Origin of the sequence: Stenotrophomonas sp. 1337 (assembly GCF_031455455.1) — a bacterium.
GTDB classification, from domain to species: Bacteria; Pseudomonadota; Gammaproteobacteria; order Xanthomonadales; family Xanthomonadaceae; genus Stenotrophomonas; species Stenotrophomonas indicatrix.
The window spans coordinates 169,581-186,424 of record NZ_JAVDSR010000008.1; the positions used below are offsets into that span (position 1 = coordinate 169,581).

15 protein-coding genes and 6 tRNA genes are annotated in these 16,844 nt (G+C 65.2%); 17 read left to right on the forward strand and 4 right to left on the reverse strand.

Features of this window, described 5'->3' with window-relative positions:
• Positions 1–7: 7 nt before the first annotated feature.
• Positions 8–697, reverse strand: coding sequence for a phosphate regulon transcriptional regulator PhoB (gene phoB / locus J2X70_RS13105; RefSeq protein ID WP_025878121.1), 690 nt, complete (start codon positions 695–697; stop codon positions 8–10).
• 116 nt (positions 698–813) lie between these two features.
• Entirely contained in the window at positions 814–2,514 is a 1,701-nt protein-coding gene (locus tag J2X70_RS13110) for a M48 family metalloprotease (protein WP_181950205.1), read from the reverse strand.
• A 92-nt stretch (positions 2,515–2,606) separates the two neighbouring features.
• Between J2X70_RS13110 and grxC the strand changes: the two genes are divergently transcribed.
• The 6 genes from grxC (at position 2,607) to J2X70_RS13140 (ending at position 7,354) form a co-directional block, all read left to right on the forward strand.
• Entirely contained in the window at positions 2,607–2,897 is a 291-nt protein-coding gene (grxC, locus tag J2X70_RS13115) for a glutaredoxin 3 (protein ID WP_025878124.1), read from the forward strand.
• Complete coding sequence (locus J2X70_RS13120) at positions 2,894–3,286, forward strand: carboxymuconolactone decarboxylase family protein (RefSeq protein ID WP_005408260.1); 393 nt, start codon at positions 2,894–2,896, stop codon at positions 3,284–3,286. Before grxC ends, J2X70_RS13120 begins: the two co-directional genes overlap by 4 nt.
• Positions 3,287–3,635: 349 nt before the next feature.
• Positions 3,636–4,640: an isocitrate dehydrogenase gene (locus J2X70_RS13125; RefSeq protein ID WP_025878127.1), complete on the forward strand. Its 1,005-nt coding sequence runs from the start codon at positions 3,636–3,638 to the stop codon at positions 4,638–4,640.
• A gap of 219 nt (positions 4,641–4,859) precedes the next feature.
• Positions 4,860–5,603, forward strand: a complete 744-nt coding sequence (locus J2X70_RS13130; protein WP_088101161.1) for a cysteine hydrolase — start codon at positions 4,860–4,862, stop codon at positions 5,601–5,603.
• A gap of 53 nt (positions 5,604–5,656) precedes the next feature.
• Entirely contained in the window at positions 5,657–6,565 is a 909-nt protein-coding gene (locus J2X70_RS13135) for a LysR family transcriptional regulator (protein WP_309910681.1), read from the forward strand.
• Positions 6,566–6,592: 27 nt separating this feature from the next.
• On the forward strand, positions 6,593–7,354 hold the full coding sequence (locus J2X70_RS13140) for a sulfite exporter TauE/SafE family protein (protein WP_309910683.1): 762 nt from the start codon (positions 6,593–6,595) through the stop codon (positions 7,352–7,354).
• A gap of 4 nt (positions 7,355–7,358) precedes the next feature.
• Here J2X70_RS13140 and J2X70_RS13145 read toward each other — a convergent pair whose 3' ends face one another.
• Together J2X70_RS13145 and J2X70_RS13150 are read right to left on the reverse strand one after the other, a co-directional pair.
• Positions 7,359–7,991 carry a flavin reductase family protein gene (locus J2X70_RS13145; RefSeq protein ID WP_309910685.1) on the reverse strand — a complete coding sequence of 211 codons (633 nt, stop codon included), beginning with the start codon at positions 7,989–7,991 and terminating at the stop codon, positions 7,359–7,361.
• A 96-nt stretch (positions 7,992–8,087) separates the two neighbouring features.
• The gene (locus tag J2X70_RS13150; protein ID WP_309910687.1) at positions 8,088–8,846 is read right to left on the reverse strand and encodes a Bax inhibitor-1/YccA family protein; all 759 of its coding nucleotides are present in this window, start codon (positions 8,844–8,846) and stop codon (positions 8,088–8,090) included.
• A gap of 181 nt (positions 8,847–9,027) precedes the next feature.
• Here J2X70_RS13150 and J2X70_RS13155 point away from each other — a divergent pair.
• The 11 genes from J2X70_RS13155 to lon all read left to right on the forward strand — a co-directional run bounded on the left by J2X70_RS13155 (position 9,028) and on the right by lon (position 16,844).
• Positions 9,028–9,104: transfer RNA gene (locus tag J2X70_RS13155), tRNA-Pro, on the forward strand.
• A 39-nt stretch (positions 9,105–9,143) separates the two neighbouring features.
• Positions 9,144–9,220, forward strand: a tRNA-Arg gene (locus tag J2X70_RS13160).
• A gap of 173 nt (positions 9,221–9,393) precedes the next feature.
• A tRNA-His gene (locus tag J2X70_RS13165) sits at positions 9,394–9,470 on the forward strand.
• Positions 9,471–9,549: 79 nt separating this feature from the next.
• Positions 9,550–9,625: transfer RNA gene (locus J2X70_RS13170), tRNA-Lys, on the forward strand.
• A gap of 151 nt (positions 9,626–9,776) precedes the next feature.
• Positions 9,777–9,852: transfer RNA gene (locus tag J2X70_RS13175), tRNA-Lys, on the forward strand.
• Positions 9,853–10,107: 255 nt separating this feature from the next.
• Positions 10,108–10,434 carry a hypothetical protein gene (locus J2X70_RS13180; RefSeq protein WP_309910689.1) on the forward strand — a complete coding sequence of 109 codons (327 nt, stop codon included), beginning with the start codon at positions 10,108–10,110 and terminating at the stop codon, positions 10,432–10,434.
• A gap of 123 nt (positions 10,435–10,557) precedes the next feature.
• Positions 10,558–10,642, forward strand: a tRNA-Leu gene (locus J2X70_RS13185).
• A 191-nt stretch (positions 10,643–10,833) separates the two neighbouring features.
• Entirely contained in the window at positions 10,834–12,129 is a 1,296-nt protein-coding gene (gene tig, locus J2X70_RS13190) for a trigger factor (protein ID WP_025878140.1), read from the forward strand.
• A gap of 76 nt (positions 12,130–12,205) precedes the next feature.
• Positions 12,206–12,832 carry an ATP-dependent Clp endopeptidase proteolytic subunit ClpP gene (gene clpP, locus J2X70_RS13195; RefSeq protein WP_025878142.1) on the forward strand — a complete coding sequence of 209 codons (627 nt, stop codon included), beginning with the start codon at positions 12,206–12,208 and terminating at the stop codon, positions 12,830–12,832.
• A 126-nt stretch (positions 12,833–12,958) separates the two neighbouring features.
• The gene (gene clpX, locus J2X70_RS13200; RefSeq protein WP_025878143.1) at positions 12,959–14,248 is read left to right on the forward strand and encodes an ATP-dependent Clp protease ATP-binding subunit ClpX; all 1,290 of its coding nucleotides are present in this window, start codon (positions 12,959–12,961) and stop codon (positions 14,246–14,248) included.
• Positions 14,249–14,390: 142 nt separating this feature from the next.
• Positions 14,391–16,844: an endopeptidase La gene (gene lon, locus J2X70_RS13205; RefSeq protein ID WP_309910692.1), complete on the forward strand. Its 2,454-nt coding sequence runs from the start codon at positions 14,391–14,393 to the stop codon at positions 16,842–16,844.

Here is a 16,844-nt window from a genome sequence, read left to right on the forward strand (position 1 = left end):
ACGAGGCTCAGGTTGCGGTGGAGAAGCGGTAACCGGCGCCGCGCACGGTCTGCACCATGTTCTCGGCGTTGAACGGTTCCAGCGTCTTGCGCAGGCGGCGGATATGCACGTCGATGGTGCGTTCTTCCACATACACGCTGCCGCCCCACACGTGGTCCAGCAACTGCGCGCGGGTATACACGCGCTCGGGGTGGGTCATGAAGAAGTGCAGCAGGCGGTACTCGGTCGGGCCGATCGGCACCGGCTGGTCGTTGGCGAACACGCGATGGGCGGCACCGTCGATGCGGATCGCGCCCACCGCCACGCTGCCGTCCTCGTCATCGTCGCGGGCGCGGCGCATGACCGCGCGGATACGCGCCAGCAGTTCGCGCGCCGAGAACGGCTTGACCACGTAGTCGTCGACACCGGCTTCGAGGCCGCCGACGCGGTCGTTCTCTTCGCCGCGCGCGGTCAGCATGATGATCGGCACTTCGCGGGTGAGGGTTTCCTTCCGCCAGCGCCGGGCCAGGTCCAGGCCACTGGTGCCGGGCAGCATCCAGTCGAGCAGGATCAGGTCGGGGACGCGGTCGGCGATGGCGGTCTGGGCCTCGCGGGCGTCACCGGCGTGGACAGGTTCGTAATCGCCCTTGCGAAGGGCGAAGGCGACCATTTCGCGGATCGCGGGCTCGTCATCGACGATCAGGATGCGTTTCTGCACGAGGGCACCGTAGGGCTCAGTTACTGGAGTGGTGCCAGTAGACTACGGTTTGATGACATGTTTGTGACTGCCTGGCCGGCATCTGGCATTGCTGCCATCTGCCGGTCATGCCGCACTCAGCGGCGGTCCAGATCCGGGTCCTGCACGCCCTGCCGGCGCAGCTCGAGCACGGTAGGCGTGATCGACTCGATCCGCGCATCCACCCGGGCCCGACCGACATAGTCCAGCGCGGGGTTGCGCTTGAGTGCCTGCAGCTGCATCAGGGCCTGTTCCGGGCGCCCGCCCAGGAACGCCGCCTCGGCATAGGCCTCGCTGGCGCGGACACTGTCGCCGGCCAGTTCACTGGCGCGGGCGTAGCGCTGCTGGAAGACCGGATCGTTACCGCTTTGCGACAGCAGGGGGCGCAGCATCGCCTGCGCGCGCTGGCCCGCGGCCTGGCCTCCCTGCTCGTTCAGGATCTCGGCGTAGGTCAGGGCCACCGGCCGGCTGTTGGGGTGTTCGTGCAGCAGCTGCTCGAAGCGCGCATTGGCCTGGGTGGATTGGCCGGTGCGCGACTCCGCTTCGGCCAGGGCCAGGGCGACCCACAGGCTGTCCGGGTGGGTCTTCAGCAGGTCAGTGAGGGTCTGTCGGGCCTGGCTGGCACCGCTGCGGCCACCGCGCATCGTGGCCAGCGCCTGGCCATAGCGCTGGGCGTCATCCAGACCGTCCTTCTGCCTGCGCGCAAGATCGGTGTACTCGCGTTGCAGGTCGGCCGGGCTGTCGGCGCTGAGCACGCGCAGGCGCTCACGGGCCCAGTTGAAATCGCCACTGGCGCCGCGGCTGAGCTGGCCGATCGGAACCCGCAGCACGCTGCCGGGCAGCAGCGGGTTGATGCCGCGCAGCAGCGGATCGCCCAGGGTCGGGTCGGCGGGATCCACTCGTTCCTTGCGCTCGCCGCTGGGCGTGCGCGTGGTCAGCAGCACCGTGTCCTTCTTCATCTGTTCGGCGCGGGCCTTGGCCTCGCTGATGCGGGTGGTGTTGACCGGGTGGGTGCGCAGGAAGTCGGGAACGCTGTAGCCGCCATCGTTGCCGCGCATCGCCGAGGACATGCGTTCGAAGAAGCCGGCCATCGCATCCACGTCGTAGCCGCTGCGCGACAGCGTGCGGATGCCCAGCCGGTCGGCCTCCGATTCGTTGGAGCGGGTGTAGTCGATCTGCCGTTGCTGCATCAGGCCCATGCCCGAGCTGATCGCGGCCATGGTCGCGTTGCCCGAGGACGAACTGTTGCTGGCCTGGGCGGCAACCACCGCCGCCAGCATCCCCAGCAGGATCGGGATCTGGTCGCGCTGGGCGCGCTCGACCCCGCGCAGCACGTGCTGCTGGGTGACGTGGGCGATTTCGTGCGACAGCACCGCCGCCACCTCGTCCTCGCGCTCGGCCGTCAGCACCAGGCCGGCATTGACGCCGATATAGCCGCCGAGGGTGGCGAAGGCATTGATCTGGCGGTCTTTCATCACGAAGAACGTGTAGGGCTGGCGTGGCTGGTCACTGTTGGATCCGAGGCGGGTGCCCATGGTCTGCAGCCAGTCGTTGACCAGGGGATCGTCCAGCAGGTAGCCATAGTTGCGCAGTTCGCGCAGCATCATCGCGCCGTACTCGGCCTGCCGGGCCGGGGTCAGCAGTTCGCCCGCCGAGGAGCCGATGTCCGGCAGCTTCTCCTGGGCCTGCGCCAGCGGGGCGGCCAGGGCCAGGGTCAGGGCAGCGGTGAGCAGCAGGGGTCGCAAGCGGTCGGTCCTCGGGCAGGGTCGGCCCAGCGTGGCAGGGCAGGGGGCAACCATTCGTTAATCAATCCACAGTGTTGCGGGCGTGGCGTGGAAATTCCAGCGCACCGGTACCATATATGGACCGTCGATCCATCGTGGAGTTTCCCGTGACAGCCCAGTCCGCCGGCGCTACCCCCGCCATCACCATCTATTCCACCGCCGTCTGCCCGTACTGCGTGGCCGCCAAGAACTTCCTCAAGAGCAAGGGCCAGCAATGGACCGAGGTCCGCATCGACCTGGACCCGGTCGAGCGCGAGAAGATGATGGCCAAGACCCGCCGCACCAGCGTCCCGCAGATCTTCGTGGGCGACGTCCACGTTGGCGGCTACGACGACATGATGGCCCTGCATCGTGAAGGCAAGCTCGAGCCGCTGCTGGCCGGGCAGGGCCAGGCATGAGCGCGGCCGACGACGGCAGCAAGGACCGGATCGCCGAGTTCACCGACTTCCGCAAGCGCATGAATGAACGCATCCTGGGCGAGCCGAACCAGGTGGTGCGCCGCTTCTTCGCGCTGGATACGCAGACCTACCAGGCCGGCGCGCTTGACGTGAAGACCAAGGAGCTGCTGGGCCTGGTGGCCTCGATGGTGCTGCGCTGCGACGACTGCATCAGCTACCACGTGGCCCAGTGCAAGGACGCCGGCGTCACCCGTGAGGAGTTCTTCGAGACCTTCTCGGTAGGCCTGGTGGTCGGCGGCTCGATCGTGATCCCGCACCTGCGCCGCGCGGTGGACTTCCTCGACCAGCTGGAAGGTGGCGCCGCCGCCCCGGCAGCGCACGAGCACTGAGCCCGGCCGCTACCGCGAACCGGGCCCTCTGGTAGTGCCGGCCGCTGGCCGGCATCTGGTGGACCCAAATCGGCAGAGGTTGCCGGCCAGCGGCCGGCACTACCACGCATGCGCCGGGCCTCCCCGCGATCCCGCAGCGCAGGAGCCCCCTTGTTGTTAAGGGGGCGCGCCGAAGGCGCGGGGATTAGGAGGAATGCGCGGGCAATTCTGCCTGAGCCGGGGACTGGGACCATGGTCTATTTGGGACCTCGGCCCCGGCTCAGGCATAATTGCGGGTGAAACTTCCTTTGCGCCGGCGTTTCCGGGCACGTCCGGACGGCGTTTTTCCCCCTGTTCGGAACATCGATCAATGACGCAGAAAATTACGGTCATCCGCGGCGACGGCATTGGCCCGGAAATCATGGACGCCACCCTGTTCGTGCTCGACCAGCTCAACACTGGCCTGGAGTACGAAGACGCCGACGCCGGCCTGGTGGCCCTGGAGAAGCACGGCGATCTGATGCCGGCGGTGACCCTGGAATCGATCGCGCGCAACAAGGTCGCGCTGAAGAGCCCGCTGACCACCCCGGTTGGTGGCGGCTTCACCTCGATCAACGTCAGCCTGCGCCGCCACTTCGACCTGTACGCCAACGTGCGTCCGGCCCACACCTTCCCGAACACCAAGTCGCGTTTCGACAACGTCGACCTGATCACCGTTCGTGAGAACACCGAAGGTGCGTACCTGGCCGAAGGCCAGGAAGTGTCGGCCGACGGCGAGACCGCTTTCTCCGGCACCCGCATCACCCGCAAGGGCTCCGAGCGCATCGTGCGTTACGCCTTCGAGCTGGCCAAGAGCACCGGCCGCAAGAAGGTCACCGCCGTGCACAAGGCCAACATCATCAAGTCGACCTCGGGCCTGTTCCTGGCCGTGGCGCGCGAAGTCGCCGCGCAGTACCCGGACATCGAGTTCCAGGAAATGATCGTCGACAACTGCTGCATGCAGCTGGTGATGCGTCCGGAACAGTTCGATGTGATCGTCACCACCAACCTGTTCGGTGACATCATTTCCGACCTGTGCGCCGGTCTGGTCGGTGGCCTGGGCCTGGCCCCGGGCGCCAACATCGGCAAGGACGCGGCGATCTTCGAAGCCGTGCACGGCACCGCGCCGGACATCGCCGGCCAGGGCAAGGCCAATCCGTGCGCCCTGCTGCTGGCAGCGGCACAGATGCTGGACCACGTCGGCCAGCCGGAAAACGCCGAGCGCCTGCGCAAGGCCATCGTCGCCACGATGGAAGCCAAGGATTCGCTGACCGGCGACCTCGGCGGCACCGGCAACACGATGGGCTTCGCCAAGGCGATCGCCAGCCGCCTGTAAGCGGCGGCTCGACTCCGATTGGATCCACAGCGGGGCGCCTTCGGGCGCCCCGCTGCGTTTCACCGGCCAGTAGATCCACGCCATGCGTGGATGGCGGCATCATCTGCAAGGAAAATGATCTGTGCGAAAACCGCACAGATTGTGTGCTCAACGGCGGCTGGTTCGTGCATTCAATGCTCCTCATCCTGTGCCCACTTTCCACCGCACAGGAGCTTGACCATGAACCTCACTGCTTTCGGCCTGGCCGGCCTGATCGGCATGGCTGCCACCGCCCCGGTTGTCGCCGCCGAGCCGGTCCACCCCACCATCCGCCATATGGCCGGCGCTGCGGCTGCCACCTCGCTCGACGCAGCGAAGACGGCCGTGCTGGTGATCGACTTCCAGAACGAGTACTTCGACGCCAGCGCCGCGCCCGGTTTCGCCGGTGGTCGCATGGTCATTCCCGATGGTGTAGCGGCCCTGCGGCAGACGCGTCGCGTGGTCGACTTCGCTGATGCCAACGGCATCCGCGTGATCCATGTGCAGCACGTACTGCCGGCAGGCGCGCCGCTGTTTGCAGAAGGCAGTGTCAACGCGGCATTCCACCGTGACATGCAACCGCGCAAGGGCGAGACCGTGGTGCAGAAGGACAACGTCAGCGTGTTCGCCGGTGCCTCGGCAGCGGCACTGGACAAGGTGCTGAAGGATGCCGGTATCGACACCCTCATCGTCACCGGGCTGCAGACCCATGCCTGCGTTGCCGGTGCTGCACGCGATGCTGCGGCGGCGCCGCGCGGCTACCGGGTGATCGTGGCTTCCGATGCCTCTGCCAGCCGTGATCTGGATCTGGCCAATGGCGGGACCATCGGCCATCGCGCATTGCATGAGGCGTCGCTGGCGCAGATCGAGGATGCCTTTGGCGATGTGATGACCACCTCGGCGATTCTGGCCCTGCCGGTGCGCAAGGCAGGCAACGGCACTTGATAAGCTGGCGGGGTCCGCAGCCTGCGGGCCCCGCCGACTGGAGCGCGCTGCCGATGGACCATTTCGCCGCCCTGCGAGCCCTGCGCGCGATCGTCGACGCCGGCAGTTTCACTGCCGCCGCCGAGCGGCTGGGTACCACCCATTCGGCGATGTCGCGGCAGCTGCGTCAACTTGAAGAGCACCTGCAGGTGCGGCTGCTGGATCGCAACAGCCGGCGGCTGTCGTTGACCGAGGCCGGACGCGACTACTACCGCGAGGCGGTGGCGCTGCTTGACCGGCTGGAGGCCGCCGATGACCGTGCGCGGGCCGGCCAGGCCCAGCCCAGCGGGCGCGTGCGGGTCAGCGTGCCGCAGGTGGTCGCCAGCCAGGAGCTGCCGCATTGGCTGCCTGGCTTCCTGGCGCGCTATCGCCAGGTGGCGCTGGAACTGTCGGCCGACGATCAGCTCGTCGATGTGGTCGGCGGTGGCTTCGACCTCGCCCTGCGCATCGCACCGTCCCTGCCTGACAGTCAGCTGGTCGCCCGTGAACTGGCGCGATGCCCGCGCATCCTGGTTGCGGCACCGGCGTACCTCGCCCGGCAGGGACTGCCTCGACAGGTGGCCGACCTGCAGAACCACACCTTGTTGGGGTTCAACCCTGTTGCGGCGATGACGCCGTGGCAGCTGCACGGGCCGCGCGCTGCCATCGCCAGCGTGGAAGCAGGTCAACGATTGCGTGTGGATGCCACGCCGGCGCTGTATGCGGCCGTGCTGGCCGGCATGGGCATCAGTCTGTTCACCGCGCTTACGGTGCAGGAAGATCTTCGCGCCGGCCGCTTGATCCGCGTGCTGCCCAGCTGGCACGGTGGCACGCGCTGCTATTTCGCGCTGTATCCCCATGCGCGTGCGCTGGCGCCGAAGGTGCGCGCGCTGGTCGATCATCTCGCCACGCATTACGCTGCAGCGTCTGGTGCGGCAGGGTAAGTCGCACGGCAGTGGTGAGGAGTGGGGATGGAGCCGGTGTATCTGCTGGTCGCGCTGGGCGCGATCGTCGCGGGGTTCGTACAGGGGCTGTCGGGATTCGCGTTCGGCATGGTCGCGATGTCGTTCTGGGCGTGGGGGCTGGATCCCCGGCTTGCGGCGACGCTGTCGGTGTTCGGCGCGCTGGTTGGCCAGTTGCTGGCGGTGCTCACGGTGCGCCGTGGCTTCAACCTGCGCCTGCTGCTGCCGTTCGTGCTCGGTGGGCTGGCGGGCATTCCGCTTGGCGTGCTGGTGCTGCCGCAGCTGGACATGGCCTGGTTCAAGGCGCTGCTGGGAGGTTTCCTGGCGCTGTGGTGCCCGGTGATGCTGATGGCGCGTTCGTTGCCACCGGTCACCGTTGGCGGCCGGTTCGGCGACGCGCTGGCCGGCATGGCCGGTGGTGTGCTCAGTGGCATCGGTGGCTTCGCCGGGCCGGTGCCGACCCTGTGGAGCACGCTGCGCGGCGTCGGCAAGGACGAGCAGCGCGCGGTCATCCAGAACTTCAACCTGGCGATGCTGGCGGTGACCATGGCCACCTATGTCGGTACCGGCATGGTCACCCGGCAGATGCTGCCGTACTTCGCCATTGTCGCGCCGGCGATGCTGGTACCCACGCTGCTGGGGGCGAAGCTGTATATCGGTATCAGTGAGGCGCGTTTCCGGCAGATCGTCCTCGGCCTGCTGACCGCTTCCGGCGTGGCCATGCTGGCCTCGTCGCTGCCGATCCTGCTGTCCCGTGGGGCGGCGGGATGAGGGGTCAGGTGGGTCGCAGCATGCGGAAGCGTTGATCGGCGGTGATCCGGAAGTAGTCGGCCGGTCCGCCACCGCGCAGGATGGTGTCGCTCGCTGCGGTGTCGTAGATGCCGTCGACGAGCAACCGCGTATCGATATGCACGGCGACCACTTCTCCCAGTACCAGCCAGCCATTGGTGTCGTTACCGGCCGCATCACGCAGACGCACGATCTGCGTGCAGCGGCACTCCATGCTCACCGGGCTCTGCGCAACGCGCGGCGGTGCAACCAACTCCGAGGCCAGTGCCGTCAGCCCGGCCAATACGAACTCGTCCACGTCGGGCGCGACTGCGCGGCAGCTTTCGTTCATTGCCTGGGCCAGATCGAATGTGGCGAGGTTCCAGACGAACTCGCCGGTGGCTTCGATGTTGCGCAGCGAGTCCTTGCGGCCCTGGCTGCTGAAACCAATGATCGGCGGCGTGTAGTTGAACGCGTTGAAGAAGCTGTAGGGCGCCAGGTTCACATTGCTGTCGGCATCACGACTGGAGATCCAGCCGATGGGGCGCGGGCCGATGATGGCGTTGAACGGATCGTGTGGCAGGCGATGGCCATCGGCCGGGCGATAGCTGTGGAAGCGGGGAGGGAGGGGGTCTGCCATGGGCGTGTTTCCGCGGGAGTCGAGCGTGCTCGACGCTACAAAAAAAGGCCGCGATCCCGACGGACCGCGGCCTTGTCGTTTACGGCATGGACTGGATCAGCGCTGCTGGATCTTCGACAGCAGGCGCAGGAACTCCACATACAGCCAGACCAGGGTCACCATCAGGCCGAATGCGCCATACCATTCCATGTACTTCGGCGCGCGCTGGGCCACGCCGGTTTCGATGAAGTCGAAATCCAGCACCAGGTTCAGCGCGGCCACGACCACCACGAACAGGCTGAAGGCGATGCCCAGCCAGCTGGCGTCATGGATCACCGGCACGTTGATGTTGAAGAACGACAACACGAACGAAGCCAGGTAGAGCAGGGCGATGCCGCCTGTGGCAGCGACCACGCCGAGCTTGAAGTTCTCGGTGGCTTTGATCACGCCGCTACGGTAGGCGATCAGCAATGCGAACAGGGTGCCGAAGGTCAGCAGCACAGCCTGGAAAACGATGCCCGGGAAGCGCAGTTCGAACAGTGCGGAAATTGCACCCAGGAACAGGCCTTCGACTAGCGCATACATCGGCGCGGTGACGGGCGACCACTCCTTCTTGAAGACGGTGATGAGGGCCAGCACCAGACCGCCGATCGCACCGCCCATGGCGTACAGCTTGGCGCCGGCCATCACCTGGTCATAGTCGTCCACGCTCTGGTTCCAGGCGAAGGCGGCGGTCAGCACGGTCAACAGCAGCAGGAGGCCGGTCTTGTTGACGGTGCCATTGAGGGTCATGGCCTGGTCGGGGCTGGTTACTACCGAGCCACTGGCCAGATCGAGGAAGGTCGACTCGGAAAGAGCCGGGTTGCCGCTGCGCATGCGAGGTCTCCGTGCGGAAAGGGGGCGATTCGGCCATCCGGCCGCTGGCTGCGAGCATAGCCGATGACTGAGTAAGCTGTGGTCATGGCGGGGCAGGGCAGGCATTTCGCGTTGACAGTTCGCACGGCGCTTGGCCACAATGGTCAGCTCCCCGGGTTCACACCCGAGGGGATTGCAACACCGGGGTATAGCGCAGTCTGGTAGCGCGCCTGCTTTGGGAGCAGGATGTCGGGGGTTCGAATCCCTCTACCCCGACCAATCCCACGTCACGTCGGATTGGACGCCGTTCCGGTTCGGGCGCCCGTAGCTCAACTGGATAGAGCACCGGCCTTCTAAGCCGGCGGTTACAGGTTCGATTCCTGTCGGGCGCGCCATTGGCGCGACACCGGAACGTAGCTGGCGGATGTGAAGAAGTGCTTGCAAAAGCATGCAGACTCCACCAGAATGTCGGACTCGCTTCGGCGGACCTGAACTTCGGTGACAGTCCTCGGGCAACGTATCAAGCGTCAGCGTCGGCAGCATTGGCGGTGAAGCGAAAGTTTCAGTGGTGGCTGTAGCTCAGTTGGTTAGAGTACCGGATTGTGATTCCGGTGGTCGGGGGTTCGAATCCCCTCAGCCACCCCACTGATTCAACCGCATCGGCATCGCCGAAACGGTATTGCAATAAACAGGTCGCCGGCTATAATGTGCGCCTGAGTTTCAAGGGCTGTTAGCTCAGTTGGTAGAGCAGTTGACTCTTAATCAATAGGTCCAAGGTTCGAATCCTTGACAGCCCACCAAGACAGAAGCCATCGGGTCCGCCCGGTGGCTTTTTTCTTCAAGATGTAACCCTTCGCGATGGATCGCTGGTTGCAGTGCTTGTTTCAACGACGTTGAAGAAAGTGCTTGCAACGCCCTCGCGGATCGGGTCATAATTCGCCCCCCGATTTCGGGCTGTTAGCTCAGTTGGTAGAGCAGTTGACTCTTAATCAATAGGTCCAAGGTTCGAATCCTTGACAGCCCACCAGACGAAAGCCACTTGGTCCGCCAAGTGGCTTTTTTCTTGCCTGCGGCAGCGTCGGCAGATCCCCGTCATGGGGGGATATCGCAGGCATTGATGGGTTCATCCACGCATCGCCTGGCTCTACTGAAGCGTGGCTGAAATCAGCGTCACATGCGTCATCAGCATGTTCAATGCTGTGAGCTGCTTCTCACCGGTTGCTGTCGGCATCGCTCCCAATAGGTGTTCCGCGCCGAAGGCGCATGCATGAGGAGTGCTTCGATGACGTTCAACAAGAGCACGGGCGTAATGCTGTCCGGCCTGGTGGTGATCGCGCTGTCAGGCTGCAGGGCGGACGAGGCGGCCACCGCCGCTGCACCGGACTACGCGCGGACGGTCGAGCGATCTGCGGATGTCGACCACGTCGCTGCACAGCCGGTGGATGGTCGCGACGCCGCGCAGTCGACCGGGGCGACAGGGGAGGCGCTGCCTGCTGGCGCGGTTGAAATGACGCGCTCCGCCGATGGCGCCACGCTGGAAACGCCCAGTGACGATGCGGCCGGCGTCCCTGCGGGCGAAACACCCGAGCCCGCGCCGGCGGCCCGCTGACCCGGATCGGCCTGGGGCGGGATGCGCCCAGGCCGACTCCAAAGGGCAATTTCCCTGTTCAGTTTTGTGGAGGCCTTCCGCTTTCCGCCCCCGCCTGCAACAATGAACATCTGAGCCGGCCACGCGAAAGTGGCGGAATTGGTAGACGCCCTGGATTTAGGTTCCAGTGCCGCAAGGCGTGGGGGTTCGAGTCCCCCCTTTCGCACCAGGCCGGCCCGTCCCCCGCCCAGTCGGGCATTCCGCGTCAACCCCTGCGCCCGGCCGTGCTGGCGGCGCCGCCCGAATTGGGCGAAACTAAAGGGCTGCGGCAAGCAGGCGCGTCATCGACGTCGTGTCCTTACAACCGTTTCATCCATCATCGAGCCGGGGGCCAGGGCGCCACCGGTGGCAGGAGTCAACATGCAAGCTTCGATCGAAACCATCGGCAACCTGGAACGCCGCCTGAGCTTCTCGCTGCCGGAAGACCGTCTGCAGAGCCACATCAACGGCCGCCTGGGCGAAATCGCCCGCACCACCCGCATCAAGGGTTTCCGTCCGGGCAAAGTACCGGCCAAGGTGATCGAGCAGCGCTTCGGCGCGCAGGTCCGTGGCGAGGCGCTGGACGGCCTGCTGCGCGAAACCTTCGACGCCGCCGTGCGTGAGCACGACCTGCGCATCGTCGGCAGCCCGCGCATCGACAAGGGTGACGAGGGTGAGTTCTCCTTCGTGGCCACCGTCGAAGTGGTGCCGGACTTCGGTGACATCGACGTCAGCAAGCTGACCGTGGTGCGCCACACCGCCGAAATCACCGATGCCGACATCGACCAGATGATCGAGAACCTGCAGACGCAGCGTCGCAGCTGGTCTCCGGTTACCCGCGCCGCACAGGACGGCGACCTGGTCGCACTGGAAACCTGGTCGCAGGCCGGTGACGAGCGCCTGCCGGCCGAAGGCACCGAGAAGGGCAGCATCGTGCTCGGCCAGGGCATGATGTTCGAGACCATCGAGCAGGGCCTGGTCGGCATGGCCAAGGACGAAGAGAAAACCCTGGACGTCGAGTTCCCGGCTGACTGGCGCGTGCCGGCGCTGGCGGGCAAGACCGTGCAGGTCACCGTGAAGGTCAGCGACGTGTCCGAGCCGGTCGTGCCGGCCGTCGATGAAGCCTTCATCAAGAGCTTCGGCGTGAAGGGTGGCGACGTCGAGCAGTTCCGCAGCGACATCCGCGCCAACCTCGAGCGTGAGCTGAAGGGCGCACTGATGAACCGCCTGCGTCGTGAAGTCGGCGAGCAGCTGATCGCGGCCTATTCGTCGGTGGAAATGCCGCCGCGCCTGGTCGAGAACGAAGCCCGTGCCATGCTGGCCCAGCAGGTCGAGCAGATCCGCCGCAGTGGCCGCAACCCGGGCGAGATCCCGGCCGACGCCCACGAAGGCTTCAAGGACGCTGCTGCCAAGCGCGTGCTGGTCGGCCTGGTGGTCGGCGAAGTGGCCCGCAGCAACGACCTGCGCCTGGAGCCGAAGCGTCTGAATGAAACGATGCGTCTGATCGCCTCGACCTACGAAGAGCCGGAACAGGTCATTGAGATGTACCGCAACGACCCCCAGCTGATGTCTGGCCTGCAGAACCGCGTGATGGAAGAGCAGGTGATCGACTGGATCGCCGAGCGCGCCCAGCACACTGAAGAAAAGCTGTCGTTCCAGGACGCGATCCGCCAGTAATCGCTGGCGGATTGCCGGATACCCCGCGCCAGCCCTGGCGCGGGGGTGTTTCCCCCCAAGATAGGTACCTCACGAAATGGACAACCGAACCAAAGCCCTGAACATGGTTCCCATGGTGGTCGAGCAGACCAGCCGCGGCGAGCGTGCCTACGACATCTATTCGCGCCTGTTGAAGGAGCGCCTGATCTTCCTGGTTGGCCCGATCGACGATCACATGGCCAACGTGGTGGTGGCGCAGCTGCTGTTCCTGGAAGCGGAAAACCCGGAAAAGGACATCAGCATCTACATCAACTCGCCGGGTGGCGTGGTCACCGCCGGCATGGCGATCTACGACACCATGCAGTACATCAAGCCGGACGTGAGCACCATCTGCGTTGGCCAGGCCGCCTCGATGGGCGCGCTGCTGCTGGCGTCCGGTGCGGCGGGCAAGCGCTATGCGCTGCCGAACTCGCGGGTGATGATCCACCAGCCGCTGGGTGGCTTCCAGGGCCAGGCCACCGACATCGACATCCACGCACGCGAGATCCTGACCCTGCGTGCGCGCCTGAACGAAGTGCTGGCCAAGCACACCGGCCAGTCGCTGGAGACCATCGCGCGCGATACCGAGCGCGACAACTTCAAGAGCGCGGTCGATGCGGTCGCCTACGGCCTGGTCGACCAGGTCCTGGAGCGTCGTCCGGAAGAGTCGATCCAGGCCGGCTGACCGGCACTCACGGGGCCATGGCAGGCCCCGTTCCTGCAGGGTCGGGTGGACTGATGTCCCTCCGGCCCTGTGTTATTCTCGAATCGAACCCCCGTTCAGCGGGTGGGGTAACTGGGTAAGCGAAGCATGAGCGAAGACCGCCAAGGTCGTTCCACGGACACCGGCAAGATCCTCTACTGCTCTTTCTGCGGCAAGAGCCAGCATGAAGTGCGCAAGCTGATTGCCGGTCCGAGCGTGTTCATCTGCGATGAGTGCGTGGAGCTGTGCAACGACATCATCCGAGAGGAGCTTGAGGAAAAGGCGCAGTCGGCGCGCAGTTCGCTGCCCAAGCCGCGCGAGATCCTCGAGGTGCTCGACCAGTACGTGATCGGACAGAACCGCGCCAAGCGGACCCTGGCCGTGGCCGTGTACAACCACTACAAGCGCATCGAGAGCCGCCAGAAGAACGACGAAGTCGAGCTGGCGAAGTCGAACATCCTGCTGGTCGGTCCGACCGGTTCGGGCAAGACCCTGCTGGCCGAGACCCTGGCCCGCCTGCTCAACGTGCCGTTCACCATGGCCGACGCCACCACGCTGACCGAAGCCGGTTACGTGGGCGAGGACGTGGAGAACATCATCCAGAAGCTGCTGCAGAAGTGCGACTACGACGTCGAGAAGGCACAACAGGGCATCGTCTACATCGATGAAATCGACAAGATCTCGCGCAAGAGCGAGAACCCGTCGATCACCCGCGATGTGTCCGGCGAAGGCGTGCAGCAGGCCCTGTTGAAGCTGATCGAAGGCACCGTTGCCAGCGTTCCGCCGCAGGGTGGGCGCAAGCATCCGCAGCAGGAATTCCTGCAGGTGGACACCAAAAACATCCTGTTCATCTGCGGCGGTGCGTTTGCCGGCCTGGACAAGGTGATCCAGCAGCGCTCCAACGACGCCGGTGGCATCGGTTTCGGCGCCAAGGTGAAGAGCAGCGAGCGCAAGCAGGAAGTGGGCAAGGTGCTGGCTGAAGTCGAGCCGGAAGACCTGATCAAGTTCGGCCTGATTCCCGAGTTCGTGGGCCGCCTGCCGGTGGTCGCGACCCTGGAGGAGCTGGACGAGCCGGCCCTGATCCGCATCCTGACCGAGCCGAAGAACGCCATCACCAAGCAGTTCAAGAAGCTGTTCGAGATGGAGAACGTCGAGCTGGAGTTCCGTCCGGACGCCTTGTCGGCCATCGCCAAGAAGGCGCTCAAGCGCAAGACCGGCGCCCGCGGCCTGCGCACCATCGTCGAATCGGTCCTGCTGGACACCATGTACGACCTGCCGTCGCAGGAAAACGTCAGCAAGGTTGTCGTGGATGAATCGGTGATCGAGCACAAGTCCGAGCCGTACCTGATCTACCAGACCCCGCCGGTCCCTGAACAGAAGGCCGCTGGCGCCGAATGATTCTTTCAACTTGTTGAATAGAAAGAATTTTCTCGGAACGTCTTGCATCTGAAAGCCGATGGCCCCATAACGGGGCCATCGGCTTTTTTTGTCTCCGGAAGATGCCCTCCCGGAGACGGTTTTCCCCTTCCCTGGAGCCCCCATGGCCCGTTCCCCAAGTGAGACCCTCGACCTGCCGGTCCTGCCGCTGCGCGACGTAGTGGTATTCCCGCACATGGTCATCCCGCTGTTCGTCGGCCGCGACAAGTCCATGCACGCGCTGGAACAGGCGATGGAAGCAGACAAGCGCATCCTGCTGCTGGCGCAGAAGTCGGCCGAGACCGATGACCCGCAGGCCGCCGACCTCTACCAGGTCGGCACGCTGGCGCAGGTGCTGCAGCTGCTGAAGCTGCCCGACGGCACCATCAAGGTGCTGGTCGAAGGCCTGTCGCGCGTGCAGGTGACCAGCGTGAGCGAACGCGATGGATCGCTGCACGGCCAGGCCGTGGAAATCGAGGCCGTCGATGCACGCGAGCCGCGCGAAATCGAGGCCATCGCCCGCTCGCTGATGTCGCTGTTCGAGCAGTACGTCAAGACCAACCGCAAGCTGCCGCCGGAGTTGCTGCAGACCCTGGCCGGCATCGATGAGCCGACACGCCTGGCCGATACCATCGCCGCCCATATCAGCGTGCGGTTGTCGGACAAGCAGCGCCTGCTGGAAACGCTGGCCGTGGGCGAACGCCTGGAGATGCTGGTCGGCCTGGTCGACGGCGAGATCGACGTGCAGCAGATGGAAAAGCGCATCCGCGGCCGCGTGAAGTCGCAGATGGAAAAGAGCCAGCGCGAGTACTACCTCAACGAACAGATGAAGGCCATCCAGAAGGAACTGGGTGACCTGGACGATGCGCCGGGCGAACTGGAAGAGCTGGCGCGCAAGATCGCCGAAGCGGGCATGCCCAAGCCGGTGGAAGCCAAGGCGCGCAACGAGCTCAACAAGCTCAAGCAGATGTCGCCGATGTCTGCCGAAGCGGCGGTCGTGCGCAACTACCTGGAGTGGCTGCTGGGCGTGCCGTGGAAGAAGCGCAGCAAGGTGCGCAAGGACCTGAAGGCCGCGCAGGACACCCTCGATGCCGATCACTACGGCCTGGAGAAGGTCAAGGAACGCATCCTTGAATACCTGGCGGTGCAGTCGCGGGTGAAGCAGATGAAGGGTCCGATCCTGTGCCTGGTCGGGCCGCCGGGCGTGGGCAAGACCTCGCTGGGCCAGTCCATCGCCAAGGCCACCAACCGCAAGTTCGTGCGCATGTCGCTCGGCGGCGTGCGCGATGAAGCCGAGATCCGTGGCCACCGTCGTACCTATGTCGGTTCGATGCCGGGCCGCATCGTGCAGAACCTCAACAAGGTCGGCAGCAAGAACCCGCTGTTCGTGCTGGACGAGATCGACAAGATGTCGATGGACTTCCGTGGCGATCCGTCCTCGGCGCTGCTGGAAGTGCTCGATCCCGAGCAGAACAACGCGTTCAACGACCACTACCTGGAAGTGGACCTGGACCTGTCCGAAGTGATGTTCGTGGCGACCTCCAACTCGCTCAACATCCCCGGCCCGCTGCTGGACCGCATGGAAGTGATCCGCATCCCCGGTTACACCGAGGATGAGAAGCTCAACATCGCCACCCGTTACCTGTCGCCCAAGCAGATCAAGGCCAACGGCCTGAAGCCGGAAGAGCTGGAGATCGGCAGCGATGCCATCCAGGACATCGTGCGCTACTACACGCGCGAATCCGGCGTGCGCAACCTGGAACGCGAGATCGCCAAGATCTGCCGCAAGGTGGTGAAGGAAATCGCGCTGGGTGGGCCGCAGCCGGTGGCGAAGGCGAAGAAGGGCGCGCGCAAGTCCAAGGCGCTGGTGAGCGTGTCGAGCAAGAGCCTGGACAAGTACCTGGGCGTGCGTCGCTTCGACTTCGGCCGTGCCGAAGAAGAGAACGAGATCGGCCTGGTCACGGGCCTGGCCTGGACCGAAGTCGGTGGCGATCTGCTGCAGATCGAATCGACGCTGGTACCGGGCAAGGGCCAGCTGATCCTGACCGGCCAGCTCGGCAACGTGATGAAGGAATCAGCGTCGGCGGCGTTGTCGGTGGTGCGTTCGCGTGCCGAGCGCTTCGGCATCGATGCGGACTTCCTGCAGAAGCACGACGTGCACCTGCATGTACCCGATGGTGCGACGCCGAAGGATGGCCCCAGTGCCGGTGCGGCAATGGTGACCTCGCTGGTGTCGATGCTGACCAAGGTCGCCGTGCGCGCCGATGTGGCGATGACCGGCGAAATCACCCTGCGTGGTCGCGTCACCGCGATCGGCGGCCTCAAGGAGAAGCTGCTGGCGGCCCTGCGCGGCGGAATCCGCACGGTGATCATCCCCGATGAGAACCGCAAGGATCTTGCTGACATTCCGGCCAACGTCACCCGCGACCTGGAGATCGTGCCGGTGAAGTACATCGAGGAAGTGCTCGATCTGGCCCTGGAACGTCCGCTGGCACTGAAGAAGACGCGCAAGAGTGCGCAGCGCGTCACGGTGCGCAGCAAGGCCAAACCGAGTGGAAACGCGCGCGTCAAGCATTGA

Coding starts and splice junctions, on each gene's coding strand:
- lon (WP_309910692.1), top strand. CDS start 14,391: ATGGCCCGTTCCCCAAGTGAGACCCTCGACCTGCCGGTCCTGCCGCTG.
- J2X70_RS13125 (WP_025878127.1), top strand. CDS start 3,636: ATGACGCAGAAAATTACGGTCATCCGCGGCGACGGCATTGGCCCGGAA.
- J2X70_RS13130 (WP_088101161.1), top strand. CDS start 4,860: ATGAACCTCACTGCTTTCGGCCTGGCCGGCCTGATCGGCATGGCTGCC.
- J2X70_RS13180 (WP_309910689.1), top strand. CDS start 10,108: ATGACGTTCAACAAGAGCACGGGCGTAATGCTGTCCGGCCTGGTGGTG.
- clpX (WP_025878143.1), top strand. CDS start 12,959: ATGAGCGAAGACCGCCAAGGTCGTTCCACGGACACCGGCAAGATCCTC.
- clpP (WP_025878142.1), top strand. CDS start 12,206: ATGGACAACCGAACCAAAGCCCTGAACATGGTTCCCATGGTGGTCGAG.
- tig (WP_025878140.1), top strand. CDS start 10,834: ATGCAAGCTTCGATCGAAACCATCGGCAACCTGGAACGCCGCCTGAGC.
- J2X70_RS13120 (WP_005408260.1), top strand. CDS start 2,894: ATGAGCGCGGCCGACGACGGCAGCAAGGACCGGATCGCCGAGTTCACC.
- J2X70_RS13135 (WP_309910681.1), top strand. CDS start 5,657: ATGGACCATTTCGCCGCCCTGCGAGCCCTGCGCGCGATCGTCGACGCC.
- J2X70_RS13145 (WP_309910685.1), bottom strand. CDS start 7,991: ATGGCAGACCCCCTCCCTCCCCGCTTCCACAGCTATCGCCCGGCCGAT.
- J2X70_RS13140 (WP_309910683.1), top strand. CDS start 6,593: ATGGAGCCGGTGTATCTGCTGGTCGCGCTGGGCGCGATCGTCGCGGGG.
- J2X70_RS13110 (WP_181950205.1), bottom strand. CDS start 2,514: ATGGTTGCCCCCTGCCCTGCCACGCTGGGCCGACCCTGCCCGAGGACC.
- J2X70_RS13150 (WP_309910687.1), bottom strand. CDS start 8,846: ATGCGCAGCGGCAACCCGGCTCTTTCCGAGTCGACCTTCCTCGATCTG.